The sequence below is a fragment of the Ereboglobus luteus genome, assembly GCF_003096195.1.
In the GTDB taxonomy this organism is placed as follows: domain Bacteria; phylum Verrucomicrobiota; class Verrucomicrobiia; order Opitutales; family Opitutaceae; genus Ereboglobus; species Ereboglobus luteus.
The window spans coordinates 2,787,784-2,810,880 of the sequence record NZ_CP023004.1 but is presented as its reverse complement, the minus strand read 5'-3'; the positions used below and the strand labels follow the sequence as shown (position 1 = coordinate 2,810,880).

Genomic DNA, 23,097 nt, shown 5'->3' with positions numbered 1-23,097 from the left:
GGTCGCGAATCGTCAGACAAATTTTCGGACAGAATTAACAGACTGGAGAGAATGAATTCTTCGCTTGGTTTGCATTCTGTCCATTCTGTTAATTCCGTCCAAATAACAGGCTTAATTTTGGCCTACGATCTGCCGCAGCACATACGGGAGGATGCCGCCGTGCTGGTAGTATTCGATCTCGATGGGCGTGTCGATGCGGCAGCGGACGGGGACGTTTTCCACCGCGCCGTCTTTGCGCGTGATGCGGAGCGTCAGGTCTTGCTGCGGTTTGATGCCGCCGTCGAGGCCGAGCACGTCGTAGGTTTCGCTGCCGTCGAGCTTGAGCGTTTGCGCGGTCACGCCTTCCTTGAATTGCAACGGAAGCACGCCCATGCCGACGAGGTTGCTGCGGTGAATGCGCTCGAAGCTTTGCGCTACGACCACTTTCACGCCGAGGAGGTTCGTGCCTTTCGCGGCCCAGTCGCGCGAGCTGCCGGTGCCGTATTCCTGGCCGGCAATCACGATGAGCGGCGTTTTGTCCGCGGCGTATTTCATCGCGGCGTCGTAGATCGACATTTTTTCGGGCGCGCCGGCCGGCGTTTTCGAGTAGAGCGTGTTGCCGCCTTCCTCGCCGCCGAGCATCAGGTTTTTGATGCGGACGTTGGCGAAGGTGCCGCGCGTCATGATGCGGTCGTTGCCGCGGCGCGAGCCGTAGCTGTTGAAATCCTCCCAGGCGACGCCGTGGTCGAGGAGGTATTTTCCGGCGGGCGAGGTTTTCTTGATGGCGCCGGCGGGCGAGATGTGGTCGGTCGTCACGGAGTCGCCAAAGATGCCGAGCGGGCGCGCCCCGTGGATTTCGCTGATCGTGCCGGGCTCGAGCGAGAAGCCGGCGAAGAAGGGCGGCTCCTGGATGTAGGTCGAGCTTTCGTCGAACGAGTAGGCGTCGCCGGCGGTCGCGGGGATTTCGTTCCACTTGGGATTTTGCGCGGCGAAGTCGGTGTAGAGTTTGCGGAAGACTTCGGGCTTGAGCGCGGTCTGCATCTGGTCGCGGATCTCTTGCAGCGTGGGCCAGAGGTCGCGCAGGTAAACGGGTTTGCCGGCGGCGTCGGTCGCGATGGGTTCGCTGCCCATGTCGATGTCAACACGGCCCGCGAGCGCGAAGGCGACGACGAGCGGCGGCGACATGAGGAAGTTGGCCTTGATGTTTTGGTGCACGCGCGCCTCGAAGTTGCGGTTGCCGGAGAGGACGGAGGCGGCGACGAGGTCGTTTTTCACAACGGCGTCCTCGATGCGCGCGTCGAGCGGGCCGGAGTTGCCGATGCAGGTGGTGCAGCCGTAGCCGACGAGGTCGAAGCCGAGCTGGTCGAGGTAGGTTTGCAGTCCGGCCTTGGCGAGGTAATCGCTGACTACGCGCGAACCGGGCGCGAGCGAGGCCTTGACGGCGGGGTGCGGCTTGAGTCCGCGCTCGACGGCTTTTTTCGCGAGCAGGCCGGCGGCGAGCATGACGCTCGGGTTGGAGGTGTTTGTGCAACTCGTGATCGCGGCGATGAGCACGGAACCGTGGCGGAGAGTAGAGGAGCCAGGAGACGAGCCCTCCGGCTTCGCGGAATCAGTCTGGCGCGAAAGCGCCCCTCCGACTTCTGACTCCTGACTCCTGACTTCTACATTCTTGTCTTTCAATTCTTCCGCGCTTTTGCCGAAGCCGCCCTCGGCGACGGGTTTTGAAAACACGGCGGCGAACTCCTCCTTGAGTTTCGGAAGCTCGATGCGGTCTTGCGGGCGTTTCGGACCGGCGACGCTCGGAACGACGCTGGCGAGGTCGAGCTCGAGATCGGTCGAGTAGTCGATGTCGCCGCGCTGCGGGATGCCCCAGAGATTTTGCGCGCGGTAGTAGGCTTCGTAGAGCGCGATTTGTTTTTCGTCGCGACCGGTGGCGCGGAGGTAATTTGCGCACTCGGCGTCGATCGGGAAAAAGCCCATCGTCGCGCCGTATTCGGGCGCCATGTTGGCGATTGTCGCGCGGTCAACAACGGGCAGCGCGGCGGCGCCGGGACCGTAAAACTCGACGAACTTGCCGACGACCTTGGCCTTGCGGAGCATTTGCGTGATGGTGAGCGCGAGGTCGGTGGCGGTGACGCCTTCGCGGAGCGCGCCGGTGAGGTGCACGCCGACGACGTCGGGCGTGAGAAAATAAACGGGCTGGCCGAGCATGCCGGCCTCGGCCTCGATGCCGCCGACACCCCAGCCGACGATGCCGAGTCCGTTGATCATCGTGGTGTGCGAATCGGTGCCGACGAGCGTGTCGGGATAATAAATATCGTTCGCGGAATCGGCGAGCACGCCCTTGGCGAGGTATTCAAGGTTCACCTGGTGCACGATGCCGATGCCGGGAGGAACGACCTTGAACGTGTCGAACGCCTGCATGCCCCACTTGAGGAATTGGTAGCGTTCGCGGTTGCGCTTGAACTCCATGTCGAGGTTGCGCGCGTAGGCCTCGGGCGTGCCGGCGAAATCAACCTGCACGGAGTGATCAACCACGAGATCGACGGGCACTAGCGGCTCGATGATTTTCGGATTCTTGCCGAGGCGCGCGACGGCGGCGCGCATGGCGGCGAGGTCGACGAGGAGCGGCACGCCGGTGAAATCCTGCAACACGATTCGCGCGACGACGAAGGGGATCTCCTCCGTGCGCGGCGCCTTCGCGCTCCACCCCGCGAGCTCGCGGATCGCCTGCTCGGTGACGCGTTTGCCGTCGCAGTTGCGCAGGAGCGACTCGAGCACGAGGCGGATCGAAACCGGCAGTCTCGAGATGCGCCCCGCGCCGGCGGCCTCAAGCGCGGGCAGCGAGTAGAAGCGGTGCGATGCGCCGTTGGCGGCGAAAGTTTGCAGTGTGTCGAAGGGATTTGCTGGCGTGGTCATGTGTCGGAAACTGGAAGTGGAAAACGAAAAATTAAACCGGTCTGTCTGATCCGGCAGACCGGTTTGCGCAATAATCAATGAAAAATTATTTCGCGAGCGCGTCCTTGATCGCGGGGAAACAGGGCAGGTCTTTCGGCGTGGGTGTCTGCTCGGCGTATTTCACGATGCCGTCCCTGCCGATGACGAATGCCGCGCGCGCGGCCGTGCTTCCGATACCGTTCAGGTCCTTGAGCAGCACGTCGTAGGCGGTGGCGACCGTCTTGTTGAGATCGGAGGCGAGCTTGAGCTTGATGCCGTTCGCCCGGGCCCACGCATCCTGCGCGAACGGGCTGTCGACGCTGATCGCGATCACGTCGGCGCCGAGATTTTGGTATTCGGCGAGGCCGCCGGAAGTGTCGCACATCTCGCGCGTGCAAACGCTCGTGAACGCGAGAGGGAAAAAGAGCAGAACCGTCTGCCGCTTGCCAAAGTTGTCGCTGAGTTTGACGTCAACGACGATGCCCTCGGCATTTTTCGATTTGAGTGAGAAATCAGGCGCTTTTGAACCAACTTGTATGGGCATGATGAATGTGGGTTTTGTTGTGATATGTTGTTGATTTGAACCGTGCGACCGCGCGTGCGGCGGCGCAATTTTTTGATACATTCACGATATGTCCGTTTCCCCCGAACACAAACCGTTTTTGCCCGATAGAAGGCGCGGTTCTAGCGCGGACGCGTTCTTTATTAATTTTTCTCACAAATGTGGAAAAACAAACCGCGTTTCCATTTTCTTTACGGATTCTTGACACATTTAGCCGGGCAAAGGAACGTCTGGTTCTCTAATCATGCAAAACACACGCAAATTCCTCCCCCTGCTGCTCGCGTCGTTGTGCGGCTTGCTCGTGCTCTCGGCCTGCGGCAAAAAATCATCCTCCTCCGGCAGCTCCAGCTCCGGCTCCGGCGACAAGGCCGGCAACGCAGCCATCGGCTTTCACAACAAGCTTGTCGATTTCAACAAGCTCGCCCGCGAACCCCTGAAGAAAATCATGCAAACCACCGAGGCCTCCGCCTCGTGGGTCTCCCGCGACGGCGTGACCGGCGAAAAACCGCGCTGGAACATGGTGCTGATCGGCGTCAATCCCTACGACAAACTCGCAAAAAACAACCTCGCCGCGCCCTCCTCCTTCTCCAAGGAAGACCGTGAGTTTTTCGACAGCCGCATCAAGCTCGCCAAGGACAGCGCCGCCGAGCTCAACAAAGCCATCGGCACGCTTACCAACTACTACAAGGCCGAGGATTACAAGGACGACAAACACAAGAAATTCCTCGACCTCAAGCCGCGCATCGAGGAGCTCGTCCAGCAAATCGCGCGCGCCACCGGCGAAATGGGCGGCCGCTCTGAAGTGATCGCCTCCGCCGCCGAGCGCGAAGCCCTCAAGAAAAACCCCATCGGCATCTACATCCTCAACATGCGCGACATCATGGCCAAATGCGAACAGCAGATGGACATCCTCATGGACCAGCGCCTCGTCCAAGTCGGCTCCGGCACCGGAAGCAAAACCGACGCGCAAAAAGCCGAGGCCGTTGCCAAGGTGAAGGACCTGCTCGATCCCGCCGATGCCCTCGCAGCGGAAATCGCCGACATGGCCGGGAAGTTCAAGGCCGTCGACATGGGCGCGCTCAAAAACCGCCAGACCCTCGCCAAGGACTATGAAAACTTCTTCAAGATTCTCGACGAGCAGCAAGGCACCGTCCGCAAAAACATCCGCTTCGCCAAGGAGTGGGGATACATCGGAACCGAAAGCAGCATGAAGCTCCTCGGCGGCACCCTGCGCAAAGTCACCGGCGCGCACAACACCTTCATCGGTGATGTGAACAAAGGCCGCTAAGCCCAACCAACATTCACGCAGGGCGCGCGCCTGACGCGCGCCCTCGTATTAAAAACCGGCAGCCGCGCGCTCACTCCGCGCCTGCCGGTTTTGTATTTTCAAAATCGCCACGGCCCGTTAGACACATCGGAAAAACCAATGAAGCCCGCATCCCAAAAAACCAAACTCGCACCCTCGCTCAAAAAATTCATCCGGGCCCTCCCCAAGACCGAAACGCATCTCCACGTCGAGGGCGCCCTGCCCTATCAGGTGCTCCGCAAATGGAAACCGCGCGAATACCCCGCGAACCCGTTTTTCCACGCGCCGCGCCACCGCATCCGAAAGTTCGAGCGCTTCGACGAAATCCTGCTCGGCCACGCGCTCCCCTGGTTCACAAGCACCGAGCGCTATTATGAGGGCGCGAAGGCGATCTTCGCAAAACACACCGCGCAAAACGTCCGCTACGTCGAGACGAGCTTCCACCTCGCCGCGACGCATTTCCTGAAAATCCCGCCCTCCGAAATTGCCGCCGCAATCCTCTCCGCCGCACCGCGCGGGCTCGAAGTGCGCGTCTTCGTCGGCATGCTTCGCAACGACTATCGCGGCCCGATGCGCGCCGTGATCGACGGCATCGCCGACTGTGACAACATCACCGGCGTCGACCTGCATGGACTCGAAACCCTGCCCACCGAGGCATGGACCTCGCGCGTGTGGAAGCGCATGCGCGCCGCCGGAAAAATCACCAAGGCCCACGCGGGCGAGTTCGACGGCGCCGCCCGCGTGCGCGAGGCGATCGTAAAGCTCGGCGTCACGCGCATCCAGCACGGCACGCGCGCCATCGAGGATCCCGAAGTCGTCGCCCTCGCGCGCGACCGCGGAGTCACCTTTGACATGTGCCCGATCAGCAACGTGCGCCTCGGCGTGGTGCCCTCAATCCGCAAGCATCCCATCCGCGCCTACATGAAAGCCGGCATCCGCTGCACCCTGAGCACCGACGATCCGCTCGTGTTCAACAACACGCTCACCGACGAATACGCGGCGCTGGCGGCCGAGGCCAAATTCACAAAACCCGAGCTCGCCCAACTCGCCCGCAACGGATTCGGAGTCGCGCAAATCAGCGAGACGAAACGGCGGCGCCTCCTCGCCGAAATCGACGCGCTGGCCAAATCGTAGCGCAGACTGCCAAGTCTGCCTCCGAAACGATTCTCAAACCGGCAGACTTGGCAGTCCGCGCTACAAAAACACGCTCGCTTCGATGTGCCTGCACTTCGCCGTCCCCAAAATTTTCAATCCGCGCGCAGCCCTGTTTTTTTCTCCTTCCGCCATTCCCTCGGGCGCTGGCTGTAATGCCGGAAAAAATGCTGGGCGAAAAGCGACGGGCTGCGATAGCCCACGCGGCGCGTGATCGTCGTGACGGGCAGGTTTGTGCTTGCCAGCAACTCGGCGGCCTTCGCCATGCGCAGGCGCTGCAAGTAGGCTTGAAACCCCATGCCATGCTGCTGCCTGAACAAACGCGAAAGGTTTCCGGGGCTGGTAAAGGCAACCCGCGCCGCCACGTCGTCAAGCCGCAGTTGATACTGCAGGTGCGACGACATATACGCCGACGCCAGGTGCAGCGCATTGCTCGCGGCGCCTGTTCCGCGTGTCGCCGCCATGCGCACCCAACTCGCCTCGATATGGCTGCGCGCCGCGTCCTCCGCCGCCGCGGGATCGCGCATCCCGATCGCCTCCACCAAATAGGTGTGCTCGCCGATGTGCGTTCGCAAATCGGGCACGCCCTCGTAAAACTGGCGCTGGTGAAACGCGGCCAGTTTTTCCCAGATGATCCGCCACGCGTCGGCCAGGCCCGGGATGCCGGACGTCTCCATGATCGCCTGGTGGAGCCGCTTGTCGGCCTCGCGAAACGCGGGGTAGTTGCCGCGCCTCGCGGCATCGGCGAGCCGCTTGAGAATCTCGTTGAGATTGCCCATGAGCGCGGGGTTCTCCCCGACGCGCTTTGCGGCGTGGCGCGCCCCGAATCCTTCTATCGTGGCGCGGAAATCCGAGAGTTCGCGAAAGAGCATGTCGGCGTTTTTGTTGATTAAACTGATTTCAAAACGAACGAAACCAAACACGAATAATAAAACGGTGAAAGAATAAAAATGTTTATATTGTTTTCAAAATTCATAGGCAAAACACTATTATAATCGCTCCCGTGATAAAAATGTTGGTGTAAAATAATTTTTATAATTATCAAAAACCGGACATTATGTTGCAAGGAATCGGGCATTATGGGGGCCGGAGTATGCTTACGGCTTGCAACGTCCGGCGGGGGTGTTCTTTCAAGGCGGTGTCCACTGCCACGGCGCAGTTTCCACTCCGCGACCTCAACTTGAAACAACATCCCCTCCACCCGATGAGCACACCCCGTTCGTTTTTGAATCATAAGCTGTCCGCGATTGCCGCGGCCGCCATTTGCGCCGTTTTTTCCGCCGGTGCTTTGACCGCCGGCGGCGCGCCCGACTTCGCCAGGCAGGCCGCGCTCGACGCCGCGCGGGACGAGGTCGTCGTCGCCTACGACGGCATTCTTCCCAACCGCCACGTCGGCGATGTCGTCACCCGCGTGATGCCCGACGGACGCCTCGCAATCTGGTTCGCCACCGGCGGCGACAAGGAGCCCGATCCCAATAATTTCATGGCCGTCATTTACAGCGAGGACGAAGGCAAAACCTGGTCGCCCATGCAAATGCTCGACGCCAACATTAAGCGCGCCGGCATCAACATTGGCCAGTTGCCCACCGAGGCGATTGTCTCCGGGCAAAAGATCATGCTGTTTTTCTCCACGCACGCCGGGCACCTGCGCAATTCCTGGCGCTCGTGGGTCGCGACCAGCGACAACAACGGCAAAACGTGGAACACCCCCGAGCTCCTTCCGGGCCGCCTCGGCGCGGCGACATTCGTGCGCTCGCACATTTGGACGCAAAGCGGAAACCTCGTCGTTCCCTACCAGCATTATCTCGGCAACTTGAACGACCACAACAGCGAGGTCGTCCGCCGCAACAACAAGGCCGGCAACGAAACGACGCCCTATCCGACACCGGTCATAAACTCGCGCAACGGCGTCCTCATCAGCACCGACGGCGGCAGGACTTTCACGGAGCACGGCGACATCAAGCTGCCCATTCCGGACGACACTTATCTTTGGGCCGAGAACACCATTGCCGAGTTGGAAAAGGACCATCTCGTCATGCTCATCCGGCCCGAGCGCACGCGCGGCAAGGCCACGTTTTTATACAGGGCCGACTCCTTCGACGGCGGCAAAACATGGCCGGCGCTCGCCGAGAAAACCGACATCCCCAACCCGTCCTCAAAAACAATCCTGCTCCGCGTGAACGACTGGACCACCGCGCTGCTGCACAATCCGAATCCCTACAGCCGCTGGCCCCTCTCGCTTTGGATAAGTTTCGACGGCATGAAAACATGGCCCTACCAGCGCGTCGTCATCGCCGATTCCGTGGACGGCCCGGGGCGCAATGTCCACTACCCCGAGGGCTACGTGACGCCCGACCTGCAATGGATCAATTTCACCTTCGACGACAACCGCCACCAAGCCGTTTACGTGCGGGCGAAACTGCCGCCCATCCCCGGCAAACCCGTCAGCGGCAAAAACCCCGAAAATCCGTGGCTCAAAAAACCGCCGCCGAAAAAAAAGCCCGCCGCCAAGTAACCGCTTTTTCGATCGCGCCGCGAAATCACAAATCACTCCGCAAAGAATTTTCCACAATGCTAAACCCAACCATCTCGCTAAAGACCTCCCTGAAAAACGGGGGCGCCGTCGCCGGTATTTTCGTCTGCGAAATTCGCAGCCCTAACCTCGCCCCGCTCCTCGACGCGGCGGGCTACGACTTCGCCATCTTCGACATGGAGCACTGCTCCTACACGATGCACGACCTCTCCTATATAATCCCCGGCTTTCGCGGATTCCGCTGCCAGCCGCTCGTGCGCGTGCCCGCCGTGCGCCGCGAGTTTTTCCAGTCCGTCCTCGATATCGGCGTCGCCGGCATTGTCGTGCCGATGGTCGAAAGCGCAGAGGACGTGCGCGAGGCGCTCGCCATGATGAAGTATCCGCCGGAGGGCCGGCGCGGGCTCTCCTTCGGTTGCCCGCACACGCTTTTTCAGGGGCAGGATCGCGACGCCTACACACGAATGGCCAACGACAACCTGGTCCTGGTCGCCCAAATCGAGACACAAAAAGCGCTCGATAATCTCGACTCCATCCTCGCGGTGCCGGGGCTGGATGTCGCGTTCATCGGCAACACCGACCTCGCCATATCGATGGGGCATCCAAACAACCTCGTCGAGGGTCCGGTGCGCGACGCCGTGCGGCACATCCTGAAAAGCGCAAAGGCGCGAGGCATCGCGGGCGGCGGCAATTTTGTGAACCCGGAATTCGTCGGGCAATTCTACGAGGACGGGCTGCGCTTCATCTCCCTCGATTCCGACATCGAGCGGCTGCAAGCCGGACTGCAAGCCGGCATGGACACGCTCCGCGCCGGCCTGCCCCAATATGCAAAACCGGCGGCCCAGCCTCCAAAAAATAGTAATTTCTGACCCGCCGCCCACCTTCGTTTTTTCGACTGTATAAATAATGATATTAAAAAACATAAAAACTTTGGCCGCCGCCTCGCTCCTGCTCATGCTCGCCGCCTTTGGCGTTTGCACAGCGGCGGGCTGGTTTGCGGCCGGCGGGATCGCGCTTGCGTTGTTCTGGTTCGCGGCGGCGGGCGCGGCCAAGTTTTCCGAAAACACAAAACCGTTTTCCTATCCGCTCGTGGTCATCGGCTGCGTGACTACGTCCATGTATTTTCCCGGTTTATACGAGTCGTGGTTCGGCTTTAAAACGACGGGTTTTGTCATTCCGATCCTGCAAGTCATCATGTTCGGAATGGGCACGCAACTGGCGCTGAAGGATTTCAGGCAGATCATCGTGCAACCGGGCGCGGTGTTTGTCGGCGTGGGCGCGCAATTTCTAATCATGCCGCTCGTGGGCTTCACCATCGCCAGCCTGATGCCCTTCGAGCCGGAGGTCGCCGCGGGCATAATACTGGTCGGGTGCGTGCCCTGCGGCATCGCGTCCAACGTGATGAATTTTTTGGCGAAGGCGAACATCGCGCTGTCACTTTCGCTCACCACAGTCGCCACGCTGCTCGGCCCGATAATGACGCCGCTCTGGATGAACTGGCTCGTCGGCGAGTCGCTCGACATCGACTACTGGAAAATGGCGGGCGACATCGTGAACCTGGTCATTTTCCCGATTGCCGCCGGCCTTGTGTTCAAGGCGATATTTCTGCGCAAGGAATCCGCCGCCAGGTTTGTTGAAAAGTTTCTCGGCGTGTTCTCGATGGTCGGCCTGCTGCTGACGATCGTGTTCATCAACGCCGCCGGGCGCGACAACCTGATGCGCATCGGCGCGCTCCTGATTGTCGCGTGCCTGCTGCACAACTGCGGCGGTTACTTTCTCGGCTACTGGCTGGCGCGCCTGTTCCGCTTCGACGAGAAAAGCTGCCGCACGATCGCGATAGAGGTCGGCATGCAAAACGGCGGCCTCGCGGCCGGTCTCGCCCTGCAAATGGGCAAGGCCGCGACGATGGGACTGGCGCCGGCCATTTGCAGTCCGCTCATGAACATAACCGGAGCCTCTCTCGCCATCTGGTGGCGCAAGAAAACCGAAAGGCAGGAAGAAAAGAATAACACTAAAAACGGCATAAAAAAATAACAGCCGGTTGACCGCGCGCCGCGCGCACAAACACGCGGCCCGTTCCCTTGTGAGGCCAATATCAAGCCGCACAGCGCTAGCTTTGTCCAAAAATAAGAACATCAACCCATAAACCCCATGAAATATATTAACAGTATACAAAATTACATTGGCCGCCCGCCAGTCGCAAACGCCGGCCATCATTCCCCTTCCGCGATATTTACAGCCGCGCGGCATGTTATTTCATTTTTATTAGTCATGATAATAATAATCGCGGGCTCCGCCGACGCGCTCGCGGCAGAAACCACCGGCGCGATTGAGGGCCGGGTTTCCAATATACTCAGCGGAGTGGGACTGGAGAATGCCCAGGTGAAGATATTGCCCGACGGCCCCGTCACGCAAACGGACCAAACCGGGCAATTTCGACTGACGAGAGTTCCCGTCGGCGAAGTGCGCCTGAGCATATCGTTTTACGGCATGCAAACCTGGACGCGCACACTGACCGTCGCCGCCGACAAACCGGCGCAGGTGGAGGCCGAACTCCGCAGGACCGGACTCGGCTCCTACGACTCGGACGACGGACAGGTGGTCGTGCTTGAGGCATACCAAGTAACCGCGGACCGCGAGATGACCGCCCAGGCAATTTCACTAAACGAGCAACGGATCGCCGCCAGCAGCAAAAGCGTCGTGGCGCTTGACCAATACGGCAACCAAGGCGACGACAACATCGGCGAGTTCCTGCACTTCCTCCCCGGCGTCGGGGTAAACGTCGACGGCGATGTCGGCCCCAACGAAGTTTCGCTTCGCGGCTTTCCGTCAAACTTTTCCAACATTTCCCTCGACGGCGGCTCGGTGGCGAGCGCCCGAAGCCCCTCCCGCACGGTCAACCTCGTGGACGTGCCCTTCCTAAACGCATCCCGCGTGGAAGTGTCCAAGGTGCCGACCCCCGACATGCCCGCATCCGGCCTGGGCGGCACGATTAATATCATCGCGAAAAACGGCTTCGAGTTGAAGCGGCCCGCCTTCAACTATCGCGTGACCGGAATCACCAACAGCACCAACGGACTGACAAAATTCAACTACCCCAAAGGACAGACCAAGGAAGTGTCGCCCCACGGCATGGTCCCCTCCGCGAGCATCTCCTTCCAAGGCGCGCTCACCAAGCGCGTGGCCATGACTGCCGCGCTGTCCAACTCCTGGCGTTTCAAACCCGCGGACGACGACAGCGACACCGTTGACATTGAGCCCACCTGGGATCGCGTCAGGAACGTCCAGACCGCCGGCACCTGGCACGCCCTGCCCCAACTCTACGTAAGCTACGGCGGCCAGCTGGGCTTCGATTTCAAGATCACTCCAAGGGATATAATATCCATCGGCGGCCAACTGAAAATCAACACATTCGACATCGCCCGCAGCAACATGATAGTAAACTACGGCGCAGGCGCCACGGGCGACGCCACCCACACCCAGGGTGCCGACACCGCGAAAGGCAGCGTGACCATAGGCACCGGGGCGGGATGGTATCAACGCTACAACAAGCAACGGCAGCTCAACCTGAAATACACGCATCGCGGCGATCTATGGGTGATTGAAATGAACGCCGACTACTCGGACGCCCATTATCGAGTGAAGACGGATGCGAACGGCTATTTTTATAAAGTCGACGCGAAACTCACCAGCCTGATCATTCGCGGCGACGACATTCCCCTCCACGGCATTGCCAGAAAATATACAGTGACCAACAAATCAGGCAATCCGGTCGATATATTCAACGGGGAGAATTATACTATCAACACGGCCGAGAAACGCTTCCAGGACGGGCTCGGAAAGAACACGTCGCTTCGGCTGAATGCCAGCCGCAAGTTTTACGGCTCCGTCCCGATCACCATAAAGACCGGCTTCGCCGCCGACAGGACCGACCGCCACCGCGTGCTGGTGACAACTCCATACAATTTTCGCCCGAACGGATCCTCCGCGGCGGGAGATCGGAAAGCGGGACTGTTCGATGTGTTCGACGAGAATTTCCTGAGCTCCGCCCCGCCCACAATCTATGGGAATGTGTTCCGTGAAATCAGCAACAAGAAGATGTATGAGCTTTATCAGCAAAATCCCTCCTGGTTTGTGATCAACGAGGCCACCGAGCATAAAAACCGCGTCACCAATTCGTTTGAATTCAAGGAGACAATATCCGCCGCATACGTGCGGGCCGACGCGCGCCTTTTCAACAACCGCCTTTGGCTGACTGGCGGCGTGCGCTTCGAGCAGACGGACATCAAAGGCAAAGGTCCCCTGGACGATATTACGGCACAATATAAACGAAACCCGGATGGCAGCATTATGAAGGACGGGGATAACAAACCCATCAATGTCACGAGCGATGCGGCGGAGCTGAGCAAGCTGCGATACAAAGAGCGCGGAGCCTCCTCATCGAGTGATTACAGCGATTTGTATCCCAGCCTCAACACCAGCTACCGTATCGGGGATTCGGTTGTGCTGCGCCTTGCCTACGCGCGCACCATCGGGCGTCCGAATGTGAACTATCTCATACCGGGCACCACCATCACCGATCCCGAGGCAACAAACGCGAAAATCACCATCAACAATCCGGCGCTGCGCCCGTGGACGGCAAACAACTACGATTTGTCGCTGGAAGTTTACGACATCAAGGGCGGCTCCGGAGCCATCAGCGTCTTCCAGAAAGATGTCAGCAATTTCTTCGGCGTTATACAAACCCCCGTGACCGATGCCCTGCTGGAACAACAAAATCTGCCGACCGACGGAACCTACGACGGTTATGTCATAGAGACCAGAAACAATGTGGGCGACGCCAAGATCACCGGCTTTGAACTCAGCTATCGCCAGTCGCTTCACTTCCTCCCGGGATTCCTCAAGAACTTTCAGATCTATGGAAACATGACCAAGCTCAACACCAAGGGCGACAGGGCGGCCGATTTCTCCGGCTTCATCCCGCGCAACATTTCCGTTGGCATAAGCTACATCCGTCCGCGTTGGTTTATCAAATTGAATTATATAGACCAGGACGTGGTGAGGAAAGCCATGGTGGCGGAAGGCGCCACGGAGCGGCCCGGCACCTATAATTATCAACCGGCCTACCGTCGCTGGATGCTCAACGCGGAATACAGCATTTGCAAGCAGTTCAAACTCTTCGCATCGGTCTCCGACCTGACCAACCGCGTGAATGGCAATTACCGCGCCGCGCCGGGCACCCCGAGCTACGCAACCTACAGCCGCTACCAGGAACTCGGCAGCTACATCACCTTTGGCGTAAAAGGGACGTTTTAATAAAACAGGCGCGGCACCAAAGCGCATTCAACGGCAGTGCGGTTTTCGTCACCAAGGAAACGAAAACCGCACTGCTTTGCCCAACGCCATTTATTCATTATATAAAAGAACACGCCCGCAAGCGGGGCGGGGTTCTTCGCGACCGTTGTGATGTAGGCGCGCATCTTTGAGTTAATGGCCCTTTGCTCCAATTTCCCCGGCTTGAATCATACCCTGAAAGCTTCTTCACGAAAATCCCCGCTTGACTAAAACACCGCCCGCGTTTTCCGTGCGATTCATCACATGCGAAACAACGCACAGGCTCTTCGACTTATTTAGGCGCACGATCCGAGAGGGTCGCGTTCGCGGCTGATCGTGCGTCATCAACCAAGCCTGTTTTCACCGCCCGCAAAATGTGCGCGCAGCGGTTTGCGACATTTACACGCGTCGCCTCCTCGCAATAGCCTTCGCCTTTTATTTTAAATTTTCGCCAGTTCGCATTCACATGCAAAAAGCATCCATCACAAAATACGTTCCCTTCCCTCCCGTCAGCCTGCCCGACCGGCAGTGGCCCAACCGCACCATCACTCGCGCACCCGTCTGGTGCAGCGTCGATCTGCGCGACGGAAACCAGGCGCTCGCCCAGCCCATGAGCGTCGCCGAAAAACTCGAGTTCTTCGAGATGCTCGCCCACACAATCGGCTTCAAGGAAATCGAGGTCGGCTTCCCCTCCGCCTCGCAAATCGAGTTTGATTTCTGCCGCCGTCTCATCGACGAAAACCGCATCCCCGACGATGTCGCCATCCAGGTGCTCTGCCAGTGCCGCGAGGAGCTGATCACACGCTCGCTTGAGGCCATACGAGGCGCGAAAAACGTCATTTTCCACCTCTACAACTCCACCTCTCCCAAGCAGCGCGAATACGTTTTCAACAACGCCTCGCGCGATCAGGTCAAGTCCATCGCCATCAACGCCACGCGCTTCCTCAAGCAACACGCGCAGCCGCTCGTCGCCGGGGGCATGAACCTGAGCCTCGAGTATTCGCCCGAGAGCTTCACCAGCACCGAGCTCGATTTTGCGCTCGAAGTCTGCGAGGCCGTCACCGATGTCTGGCAGCCGACGCCCGAAAACAAAATCATCCTCAACCTCCCCGCGACCGTCGAATACGCCACGCCCAACGTCCACGCCGACCAGATCGAGTGGATGTGCCGGCACCTCACGCGCCGCGACCTCAGCATCGTCTCGCTGCACACGCACAACGACCGCGGCACCGGCGTCGCCGCCACCGAGCTCGCGCTCCTGGCCGGGGCCGACCGAGTCGAGGGCACGCTCTTCGGCAACGGCGAGCGCACCGGCAACCTCGACATCATGAACGTCGCGCTCAACATGTATTCGCACGGCATCGACCCGCGGCTCGATTTCAGCCGCATCAATTCAATCCGCGAAACCTACGAGCGCTGCACGCGCATGGAAGTGCCCCCGCGCCATCCCTACGCCGGCGAACTCGTCTTCACCGCGTTCAGCGGCTCGCACCAGGATGCCATCAAAAAATCCATGCCACACCAGCACCCCGGCAAACCTTGGGACGTTCTCTACCTGCCCATCGATCCCGCCGACCTCGGCCGCAACTACAAGGCCATCATCCGCATCAACTCGCAATCGGGCAAGGGCGGCGTCGCCTACGTGCTCGAAACGGATTACGGCTATCAGTTGCCCAAGCTCATGCACAAGGAAATCGGCAAGCTCATCAACGACATCGCCGACGCCAAGGGCACCGAGCTCTCCCCCGAGGAAATCCTCGCCGCCTTCGAGGACGAATATCTTAAGCGCGACACACCGCTTTCGGTCGACCAATGCAAGACCGCCGAAAAGCGCGACAAAACCGTGCGTTGCGAGGCGACTGTGCGCATCGACGGCGGCAAACCGCAAAAAATCACCGGCCAGGGCAACGGCCCGATCGACGCCTTTGTGCGCGCGCTCGCCGCAAGCACCGGGCTGCCAAAATTCGAACTCATCAGTTACAGCGAACATTCGCTCGGCAAGGGCGCCGAGGCGCGCGCCGCCGCCTACATCCAAATCAAGTCGGAACGCGGCCGCACCTATTACGGCGTGGGCGAGGACACCAGCATTGAGTTCGCCTCGATCAAAGCCGTCGCCAGCGCCCTAAACCGCGCCGCCGCGCACGACGTGAGGTAATCAGGCGGGGCGAATCCTCCGGCCGGGCCGATTCGCGCGCCCGGTTCACCAAGGAGGGGGCACCCTGCAATCCATCGTTGACCATGCCTCTCGATCCAACCGCACGCTTCACCGATCGCGTGGACAACTACGTCCGTTACCGCCCCACTTATCCGCCTCAACTGATTTCCGAGCTCGTCACTCGCGCACAACTCTCGCCCGCGCGCAGCATCATCGCCGACATCGGCTCCGGCACCGGCATATTGACCGGGCACCTGCTTCCGCACGCCGCCCGCGTTCACGCCGTCGAACCCAATGCCGCAATGCGCGTCGCCGCGGAACGCACTCTCGGCGCCAACCCGCGATTTGCCAGCATCGACGCCACCGCCGAGTCCACCACCCTGCCCCCGCGGTCAATCGACCTTGTCACCGCCGGGCAATCCTTCCACTGGTTCAACCATGCCGGCGCGCGCCGGGAGTTCACGCGCATCCTCAAGCCGGGCGGTTTTGTCGCGCTTGTCTGGAATGAGCGCCAAACCTCGGGAACTCCATTCCTCGAAGATTACGAAGCCACCCTTCGCCACCTCGCGCCCGATTACGCGCGCTCACGCCACGCGCTCGTGAATGAATCAATCATCGCCGAGTTTTTTGCGCCGGACAAATATCAACTCGTCGAATTTTTAAAAACGCAGTCACTGGACCTCGAGGCATTCATCGGACGCTCCCTGTCGTCGTCATACGCGCCGAACAAAAACCACCCAAATCACACGCAATTCATCGCGGCACTGCGAAGCATATTCGAGGGGAACGCGCAAAACGAACGCGTTGAAATGCACTACCAATCACGAATGTATTTCGGGCGGCTAACTTGTTAGAAGCAGACTTGGCAGGCCGCGTCGCGCCAGCCAATATTCCCCGCATGCCCACACTCCACGAACTGGTTGCCTATTGTGAAGAACGCACGCGCCGCACCGCGTTCAATGACGCGCCCGGCGCGTTTAACGGACTCCAACTCGCCAACGACGGGCGCGTCACCAAAATCGGCGCCATCGTCGATTCCGGCATCACGCCGTTCCGCAAGGCCGCCGCCGCCGGCATCGATTTTCTCATCGCGCACCACGGCATGTATTGGGACATGCCCCGCCCGATCACCGGCCCCGTTTACGACCGCGTCTCCACGCTCATGCGCGCCAACTGCGCGCTCTATTCGTCGCACCTGCCGCTCGATTCGCATCCCGAAATCGGCAACAACGCCCTGCTCGCTCGCCAGCTCGGTCTCTCGCCCGCCACGCCGTTCATGGTGCACGACGGCGAGCCGGTCGGCTGGGTCGCCGCGCACAAGGCGTCGCGCGCGTCGCTGCGCTCGCAGTTGCAAAAACTCTATCCGCGCGTGACGGCCATCGAATACGGCTCGACCAAACCGCGCGCCATCGCCTTTTGCAGCGGCAGCGGCAACAGCGCCATGCGCGAACTGGCCGCCGCCGGCGTCGACACGCTCGTGACCGGCGAACTCCGCGAGGAATGGTTCAACGTCGCGCAGGAGCAAAAACTCAACCTCTACCTCTGCGGCCACTACGCCACCGAGGTGCACGGCGTGAAAGCCCTCGCCGCCGAGCTCTCCGAGCGCTTCGGCCTCCCGTGGAAATTCATCGCCACGGACAACCCATTATGAAATACGAGCATTCAAGGTAGGGCGAAGCCCCCGGCTGAGCCGTCCCGCGCATCGCGGCCCAGCCGGAGACTTCGCCTTACCGCGACAAATAATTTTATCATGAAAAAAATCGGCATCATTAACGGCCCCAACCTCGACCGCCTCGGCAAACGCGAGCCGGAAATCTACGGCTCCACCACCCTCGACCAGCTCGCGCGGCAACTGCAGGCCGAGTTCGACGGCAAGGCCGCGCTTGAGTTTTTCCAATCCAACATCGAGGGCGAAATCGTGGGCAAAATCGCCGCGTTCGCCGACGCGAAGTTCGACGGCCTCGTGGTCAACTTCGGCGCCTACACGCACACGAGCGTCGCCTTGCGCGACGCGCTTCTTGGCGCGCATTTGCCTGCTGTCGAGGTCCACATTTCAAACATCTACAAGCGCGAGGAATTCCGCCACACATCGCTGACCGCGCCCGCTTGCGCCGGCATGATCAGCGGCCTCGGCTTGGAGGGCTACTTCGCGGCAGTGAGGTTTTTGTTGAAATAAGGGCGCTGTTTGCGCGAGTCCGTTTGCGCGCGTCCGCCAAAACACAAACGCGCGCCAAAACGCGCCACTGTTTGAATTAATCGACATGCAAATCACATTGGAAATTCTCGCTTGGAGCGCGCTCGTGATCGGATTGGTCTGCGGACCGTTTGGCGCGCTCATCCCCGTGGTGCCGGGCGCGGTGCTGCCGGTGGTCGGCGCGCTCATCCACAAGTTGATTCTGCCCGACGTGCTGTCGTGGTGGACGATTGTGGCGCTGGTGGTTTGCGCGATCCTGGAGCGCGTGGTGGATTTCCTTGGAACACTCGTCGGCGCCAAATGGGCCGGCGCGACGCGGTGGGGTTTGTTCGGCGCGGCGGTGGGCGGAATTGTCGGCCTGTTTTTCGCGCCGTTCGGCCTGTTGCTCGGGCCGGTCATCGGGGCGTTTGTCGCGGAAATTATTTTTGCGAGGAAAGGCTTGGAAAGCTCGGTAAAGTCCGGGTTTGGCGCGGGCGTGGGTTACGGCATTTCCATGGCGGCGAGGCTGGCGATTGCCCTTTTCATGGTCATGATCGTTTTGTTTGATCTGTATCTTTACTACGCATGAACGTCCATCGCATCCTCCTTCTCTGTTTGAGCGCAGCCTATTTTGCCGTGTCCGCGGCGGGACAGCAAAAAATCCTTCGCGCTGGCAATGGCGACGAGCCGCAGGACCTCGATCCGCAGGTGATTTCCGGAAGCGTGGAGCACCGCCTGGTGAGCGCGTTGTTCGAGGGGCTGGTGAACAATTCGCCCGACGACCTGGGCGTGATTCCCGGCGTGGCGGAGCGCTGGGAGGTGTCGGACGACGGGCTTGTTTACACGTTCCATTTGCGGGCGGACGCGAAGTGGTCGAACGGCGAGCCGGTCACGGCAAACGACTTCGTGCGTTCGTATGCGCGCATGCTGTCGCCCAAGCTCGCCACCGAATACGCCTACATGCTTTTTCTGCTCAAGGGCGCGACGGATTACTACACGGGAAAAACGGGGGATTTTTCCACCGTCGGCGCGCGCGCGCCCGACGAGCGCACGCTGGTGCTCACGCTCGAGAGGCCCGCGCCGTTTTTCCTGAGCGCGCTCACGCATTACGCGTGGTTTCCGGTGCCGCTTTCGGTGATTGAAAAATTCGGCCCGGTAGACGCGAAGGGTTCGCGCTGGACGCGTCCGGGAAATCTCGTCGGCAACGGCCCGTTCGTGCTCACGGAGTGGAAGCAGAACCAGATTATTTCAACACGGCGCTCGCCCACATATTGGGATCGCGAAACGGTGAAACTCGACGGCATTGATTTTTATCCCGTCACGCAATCCGACAACGAGGAGCGCATGTATCGCGCGGGGCAGCTCAACATCACCTACGATTTTCCGCCGCAAAAAATCCCCTCCTACAAACGCTCGCCCGACTCGCACCTGCGCATCGATCCCTACTGCGGCGTTTATTTTTATCGCTTCAACACAAAGCGCAAACCGTTCGACGATGTGCGAGTGCGGCGCGCGTTTGCGCTGGCGATCAACCGCGAGCGGCTGGTGAAATACGTGACGCTCGCCGATGAAAAACCGGCCTACACGATTGTTCCGCCGGATGTGGCGGGTTACACGCCGGCGCCGGACGCGGCGTTGAAGGCAAACATCGCCGAAGCGCGACGCCTGCTGGCCGAGGCGGGTTATCCGAACGGCAAGGGGTTTCCAAAAACCGAACTGCTTTACAACACGCTTGAGAAGCACCGCATCATCGCGGAGGCGCTGCAGCAGATGTGGCGCAAAAACCTCGGCGTCGAAATCGGCCTCTACAACCAGGAGTGGAAGGTGTATCTCGACTCGCAGAAGACGATGAACTTTCAGGTGCAGCGCGCGGGGTGGATCGCGGACTATGTCGATCCGCATGTGTTTTTCGACCTGTGGCGCACGGGCGGCGGCAACAACAACACGAACTGGGGCGACGCCGAATACGACCGCATGCTCGACGCGGCGCTCGAGGCGAAGACGCAGGAGGAGCGTTATGCGGTCTACCAGCGCATGGAAAAAATGCTGCTGCGCGACCTGCCGATCATGCCGATCTATTTCTACACCTACGCGAGAATCATTTCCCCGCGGGTAAAGAATTTCCGCACCACGTTCCTGGACAACTACCCGTGGAAATACGTGGATTTGGAAGTGAAGTGACGCGACTCGGGCCAAAACCCGTTTTGAAAACAGGATTAACGAGATGGACAGGATAAAGATTCCGGCATTCGCAGCCGTAGTGTGTGAATCCTGCAAATCCCGTTAATCCTGACCAAAACATTTCTTCCGAAAAAAATCCGAGGCTCGTTCTGCGTCACGATCGTTTATTGCAAACCAGATGCCGCAATCGCCGAGGAATAATTAAGCGCACAATTAGCCTAGCTAAATCGCGCGCGTTTCTTCTAATTGCGGACGGTTGTTTTCAAATATGTTTCAAGAAATCATACCGCATTCATGTCTCTGATTGATACTCTACGCACCCTTCCAGGTGGTGGCCAGCAGCCGCGCAAACGCAAGACTCTCGTCAACTCGCGCGTCTGGAAATTCCTCGCAACCCACAGGCTCGTCACGACGTTGATCCTCATCGCGACGGCGTCCTCAATCGTGTTCATCAGCTACGTGGGAATCAACAGCAGCTCGATTCCGATTTACCCGAACCAGGTCGCCGGGGTGCAAATCACCGCAAACGTCGCGTTTGATTACGTGAGCCACCAGCAGGCCGAGCTCACGCGCGAGCAAATCCGCAACCGCGTGCCCCGCGTTTACAAGCTCGACGACGAGCCGCTCAAGAAATTCGAGGCCGCGATCAAGGACTTGCTGGCGGACCTGGACACGTTTGAAAAAAGATACCCGCCCGAGGGCGCCGAGGATCCCGTGCGCACCGCGTCGTTCAACGCGCTCCTGGTCGCATTCAACGCCCGCGGCCCCTACAACACCACGGCGGCAGAGGTGCGGACGCTGCTCGACATCGGCGACGCCAACCGGCGGCGCGAGATCGCCGAGACCGCATTGCAAACATTGCGCGAAATCTGCAAGGACGGCATTCAGGACAATGCGCTTGCCATGATGACGGCGTCCGACGGCACATCCACGCTGCTGCGAATAACGCGCCCCGGCGGCGAAAGCGTGGAACGCACCGTGCGCACGCTTGAAAACGCGCGCAGCGAATTGCGCGTCAGCCTGGCCAGCGAGGGTCTGCGGCGCAGGACGATCTACACAATCGCCCGCATCTTCGACAACGGCCTCGCGCCCAACATCCGCTTCGACGAGGTTGCCACCGAGGCGCTCAAGATGGAGGCCACGATAAAAATGCCCTCACCGGTCGTCCATGTTGAGAAGGGGCAGATCATCATCGAAAACGGCAAGCGCGTGACATCCGAGCAATACGAAATGCTCGAGGCCTATCGCGCCTACCAGCTCGAGCACAACACCGAGAGCAGCTCGGCCGACATGCAATTTCTACGTCGTATACTCGTGGTGCTCGCAATGGTGCTCGCGTGCGCCATCTACATGCGCATCGAGGACCCCGAGACGCTCCAGAGCAACGGACGCCTCGCGCTCCTCGCGCTCGTTGTCGTTTTCAACCTCGCCCTTGTGCGGGTCACCTATTGGTTGAGCGAGCTGCCGTATTTCATGCACCACTCGGAGGCTGCATCAATCCTGCCGTATCTGGCGCCAACCGCGATCGCGCCGATCATTGTCGTGATTCTCATCGACGCGGGCTCGGCCATTTTCATGGCGTTGCTGATCTCCGTGTTCACGAGCGTCATTTACGGAAACCGGCTCGACGTGCTCGTGCTCACCTTCTTCGCGTCGATCATCGCCACCTACCAATGCCGCCACGTCCGCCGCCGCAGCAGCATCATGCGCGCGGCGCTTTATGGCGGCATCGCCGTTTCGTGCTTCGCGCTGCTCTTCGGCATCATCGACCAGCAGTCATTCCTGGGCCCCGATTTCACCGTGCCCCGCCAGATACTCACGGGCCTGATAAACGGCGTCATCACCGGCGTCATCGTCGTCGGCTTGCTGCCGATCATCGAAACGCTTTTCCAGCGCACAACCGACATCACGCTGCTCGAGCTCACCGACTACAATCACCCGCTCCTCCGGCGCATGCAAATGGAGGCGCCCGGCACCTATCACCATTCGCTCGTCGTGGCGCAGCTTGCGGAAAACGCCGCCAACGCCATCGGCGCCAATCCGCTGCTCGCCCGCGTGTGCGCGCTCTTCCACGACATCGGCAAGACGAACAAACCCGAATACTTCACGGAAAACCAGCGAGACCGCGCCAACCCGCACGACGAAAACAACCCCTCGCTTTCCGCGCTCATCATCAAGGCGCACGTAAAGGACGGCGTTGACCTCGCAATCAAAAACAAGCTCCCGCGCGCGGTCATCGACGTCATCCAGCAGCACCACGGCACGAGCCTGATTCGCTTTTTCTATCACAGGGCGCTCGGTGAAAAACGCTATCAGGCCAGCGGCTCCGCCTCGCCGATTCCGCACCACGGGGGAACAACCCCGCCCGTGGTTGTCACGCGCCCGCCGTTTGCGATACAAAACTCGCCCGGCCTCGACCCCGTTCCGGTGAGCGAGTCCACTTACCGTTACGATGGTCCGCGCCCGCAATTCAAGGAAAGCGCGATCATCCTCCTCGCCGACGGTGTCGAGGCGGCCTCGCGCTCGATGCGCAAAGTAACGCCGCAACACCTGGGCGAGTTGATCGACCAGATTTTTAGGGATCGCATGGATGACGAGCAGCTCGACGACGCGCCGCTGACATTTGCCGACCTGAACAAAATCAGAAACAGCTTTGTCCTCACGCTTCTGAACATGCTGCATTCGCGAGTCGCCTATCCCCCTACGGAGGAAAAGACCGTCGAGCAAACCAACGACAAAGGCACTCCGCCCGCCGATGCGCTGCAACCCGAGCCGGCCAAATAAGCGC

The 23,097-nt window shown here is 60.0% G+C and carries 16 protein-coding genes; 13 read left to right on the top strand and 3 right to left on the bottom strand.

What is annotated here, in order from left to right:
• Window positions 1-111: 111 nt before the first annotated feature.
• Complete coding sequence (acnA, locus tag CKA38_RS10280; protein WP_108825390.1) at window positions 112-2,898, bottom strand: aconitate hydratase AcnA; 2,787 nt, start codon at window positions 2,896-2,898, stop codon at window positions 112-114.
• Between the two features lie 85 nt (window positions 2,899-2,983).
• Window positions 2,984-3,460, bottom strand: a complete 477-nt coding sequence (locus tag CKA38_RS10275) for a redoxin domain-containing protein (RefSeq protein WP_108826540.1) — start codon at window positions 3,458-3,460, stop codon at window positions 2,984-2,986.
• A 262-nt stretch (window positions 3,461-3,722) separates the two neighbouring features.
• On the opposite strand from CKA38_RS10275, the gene CKA38_RS10270 reads away from it, so the two are divergent.
• A complete protein-coding gene (locus CKA38_RS10270) occupies window positions 3,723-4,766 on the top strand; it encodes a YiiG family protein (RefSeq protein WP_108825389.1) in 1,044 nt (347 codons plus the stop codon).
• A 138-nt stretch (window positions 4,767-4,904) separates the two neighbouring features.
• A complete protein-coding gene (locus CKA38_RS10265; protein WP_108825388.1) occupies window positions 4,905-5,918 on the top strand; it encodes an adenosine deaminase family protein in 1,014 nt (337 codons plus the stop codon).
• Window positions 5,919-6,031: 113 nt separating this feature from the next.
• Here the strand turns inward: CKA38_RS10265 and CKA38_RS10260 are convergent, their stop codons facing one another.
• The gene (locus CKA38_RS10260; protein ID WP_152032795.1) at window positions 6,032-6,808 is read right to left on the bottom strand and encodes an FCD domain-containing protein; all 777 of its coding nucleotides are present in this window, start codon (window positions 6,806-6,808) and stop codon (window positions 6,032-6,034) included.
• A 332-nt stretch (window positions 6,809-7,140) separates the two neighbouring features.
• On the opposite strand from CKA38_RS10260, the gene CKA38_RS10255 reads away from it, so the two are divergent.
• The 11 genes from CKA38_RS10255 to CKA38_RS10205 all read left to right on the top strand — a co-directional run bounded on the left by CKA38_RS10255 (window position 7,141) and on the right by CKA38_RS10205 (window position 23,093).
• The gene (locus CKA38_RS10255) at window positions 7,141-8,451 is read left to right on the top strand and encodes a sialidase family protein (RefSeq protein WP_152032794.1); all 1,311 of its coding nucleotides are present in this window, start codon (window positions 7,141-7,143) and stop codon (window positions 8,449-8,451) included.
• A gap of 56 nt (window positions 8,452-8,507) precedes the next feature.
• A complete protein-coding gene (locus CKA38_RS10250) occupies window positions 8,508-9,335 on the top strand; it encodes an HpcH/HpaI aldolase family protein (RefSeq protein ID WP_161554847.1) in 828 nt (275 codons plus the stop codon).
• Between the two features lie 37 nt (window positions 9,336-9,372).
• Window positions 9,373-10,500, top strand: a complete 1,128-nt coding sequence (locus CKA38_RS10245) for a bile acid:sodium symporter family protein (RefSeq protein WP_108825384.1) — start codon at window positions 9,373-9,375, stop codon at window positions 10,498-10,500.
• A gap of 237 nt (window positions 10,501-10,737) precedes the next feature.
• Window positions 10,738-13,782 (top strand): TonB-dependent receptor domain-containing protein, encoded by a 3,045-nt coding sequence (locus CKA38_RS10240; protein WP_161554846.1) that lies wholly within the window; start codon window positions 10,738-10,740, stop codon window positions 13,780-13,782.
• Window positions 13,783-14,266: 484 nt separating this feature from the next.
• The gene (gene leuA / locus CKA38_RS10235) at window positions 14,267-15,955 is read left to right on the top strand and encodes a 2-isopropylmalate synthase (RefSeq protein ID WP_108826539.1); all 1,689 of its coding nucleotides are present in this window, start codon (window positions 14,267-14,269) and stop codon (window positions 15,953-15,955) included.
• Window positions 15,956-16,038: 83 nt separating this feature from the next.
• Window positions 16,039-16,809: a class I SAM-dependent methyltransferase gene (locus tag CKA38_RS10230; protein ID WP_108825382.1), complete on the top strand. Its 771-nt coding sequence runs from the start codon at window positions 16,039-16,041 to the stop codon at window positions 16,807-16,809.
• Window positions 16,810-16,853: 44 nt separating this feature from the next.
• A complete protein-coding gene (locus CKA38_RS10225; protein ID WP_108825381.1) occupies window positions 16,854-17,606 on the top strand; it encodes a Nif3-like dinuclear metal center hexameric protein in 753 nt (250 codons plus the stop codon).
• Window positions 17,607-17,705: 99 nt separating this feature from the next.
• Window positions 17,706-18,131 carry a type II 3-dehydroquinate dehydratase gene (gene aroQ / locus CKA38_RS10220; protein WP_192881133.1) on the top strand — a complete coding sequence of 142 codons (426 nt, stop codon included), beginning with the start codon at window positions 17,706-17,708 and terminating at the stop codon, window positions 18,129-18,131.
• A gap of 85 nt (window positions 18,132-18,216) precedes the next feature.
• Window positions 18,217-18,717 (top strand): DUF456 domain-containing protein, encoded by a 501-nt coding sequence (locus tag CKA38_RS10215; RefSeq protein WP_108825379.1) that lies wholly within the window; start codon window positions 18,217-18,219, stop codon window positions 18,715-18,717.
• Window positions 18,714-20,309, top strand: a complete 1,596-nt coding sequence (locus CKA38_RS10210; RefSeq protein WP_108825378.1) for a peptide ABC transporter substrate-binding protein — start codon at window positions 18,714-18,716, stop codon at window positions 20,307-20,309. Before CKA38_RS10215 ends, CKA38_RS10210 begins: the two co-directional genes overlap by 4 nt.
• Before the next feature lie 294 nt (window positions 20,310-20,603).
• Window positions 20,604-23,093, top strand: coding sequence for an HD family phosphohydrolase (locus CKA38_RS10205; protein ID WP_108825377.1), 2,490 nt, complete (start codon window positions 20,604-20,606; stop codon window positions 23,091-23,093).
• The last annotated feature ends 4 nt before the right edge of the window (window positions 23,094-23,097 follow it).

Bases quoted from the DNA above. Each gene is read 5' to 3' on its own strand.
- acnA (WP_108825390.1), bottom strand. From the start codon at position 2,898: ATGACCACGCCAGCAAATCCCTTCGACACACTGCAAACTTTCGCCGCC.
- CKA38_RS10275 (WP_108826540.1), bottom strand. From the start codon at position 3,460: ATGCCCATACAAGTTGGTTCAAAAGCGCCTGATTTCTCACTCAAATCG.
- CKA38_RS10270 (WP_108825389.1), top strand. From the start codon at position 3,723: ATGCAAAACACACGCAAATTCCTCCCCCTGCTGCTCGCGTCGTTGTGC.
- CKA38_RS10265 (WP_108825388.1), top strand. From the start codon at position 4,905: ATGAAGCCCGCATCCCAAAAAACCAAACTCGCACCCTCGCTCAAAAAA.
- CKA38_RS10260 (WP_152032795.1), bottom strand. From the start codon at position 6,808: ATGCTCTTTCGCGAACTCTCGGATTTCCGCGCCACGATAGAAGGATTC.
- CKA38_RS10255 (WP_152032794.1), top strand. From the start codon at position 7,141: ATGAGCACACCCCGTTCGTTTTTGAATCATAAGCTGTCCGCGATTGCC.
- CKA38_RS10250 (WP_161554847.1), top strand. From the start codon at position 8,508: ATGCTAAACCCAACCATCTCGCTAAAGACCTCCCTGAAAAACGGGGGC.
- CKA38_RS10245 (WP_108825384.1), top strand. From the start codon at position 9,373: ATGATATTAAAAAACATAAAAACTTTGGCCGCCGCCTCGCTCCTGCTC.
- CKA38_RS10240 (WP_161554846.1), top strand. From the start codon at position 10,738: ATGATAATAATAATCGCGGGCTCCGCCGACGCGCTCGCGGCAGAAACC.
- leuA (WP_108826539.1), top strand. From the start codon at position 14,267: ATGCAAAAAGCATCCATCACAAAATACGTTCCCTTCCCTCCCGTCAGC.
- CKA38_RS10230 (WP_108825382.1), top strand. From the start codon at position 16,039: ATGCCTCTCGATCCAACCGCACGCTTCACCGATCGCGTGGACAACTAC.
- CKA38_RS10225 (WP_108825381.1), top strand. From the start codon at position 16,854: ATGCCCACACTCCACGAACTGGTTGCCTATTGTGAAGAACGCACGCGC.
- aroQ (WP_192881133.1), top strand. From the start codon at position 17,706: ATGAAAAAAATCGGCATCATTAACGGCCCCAACCTCGACCGCCTCGGC.
- CKA38_RS10215 (WP_108825379.1), top strand. From the start codon at position 18,217: ATGCAAATCACATTGGAAATTCTCGCTTGGAGCGCGCTCGTGATCGGA.
- CKA38_RS10210 (WP_108825378.1), top strand. From the start codon at position 18,714: ATGAACGTCCATCGCATCCTCCTTCTCTGTTTGAGCGCAGCCTATTTT.
- CKA38_RS10205 (WP_108825377.1), top strand. From the start codon at position 20,604: ATGTCTCTGATTGATACTCTACGCACCCTTCCAGGTGGTGGCCAGCAG.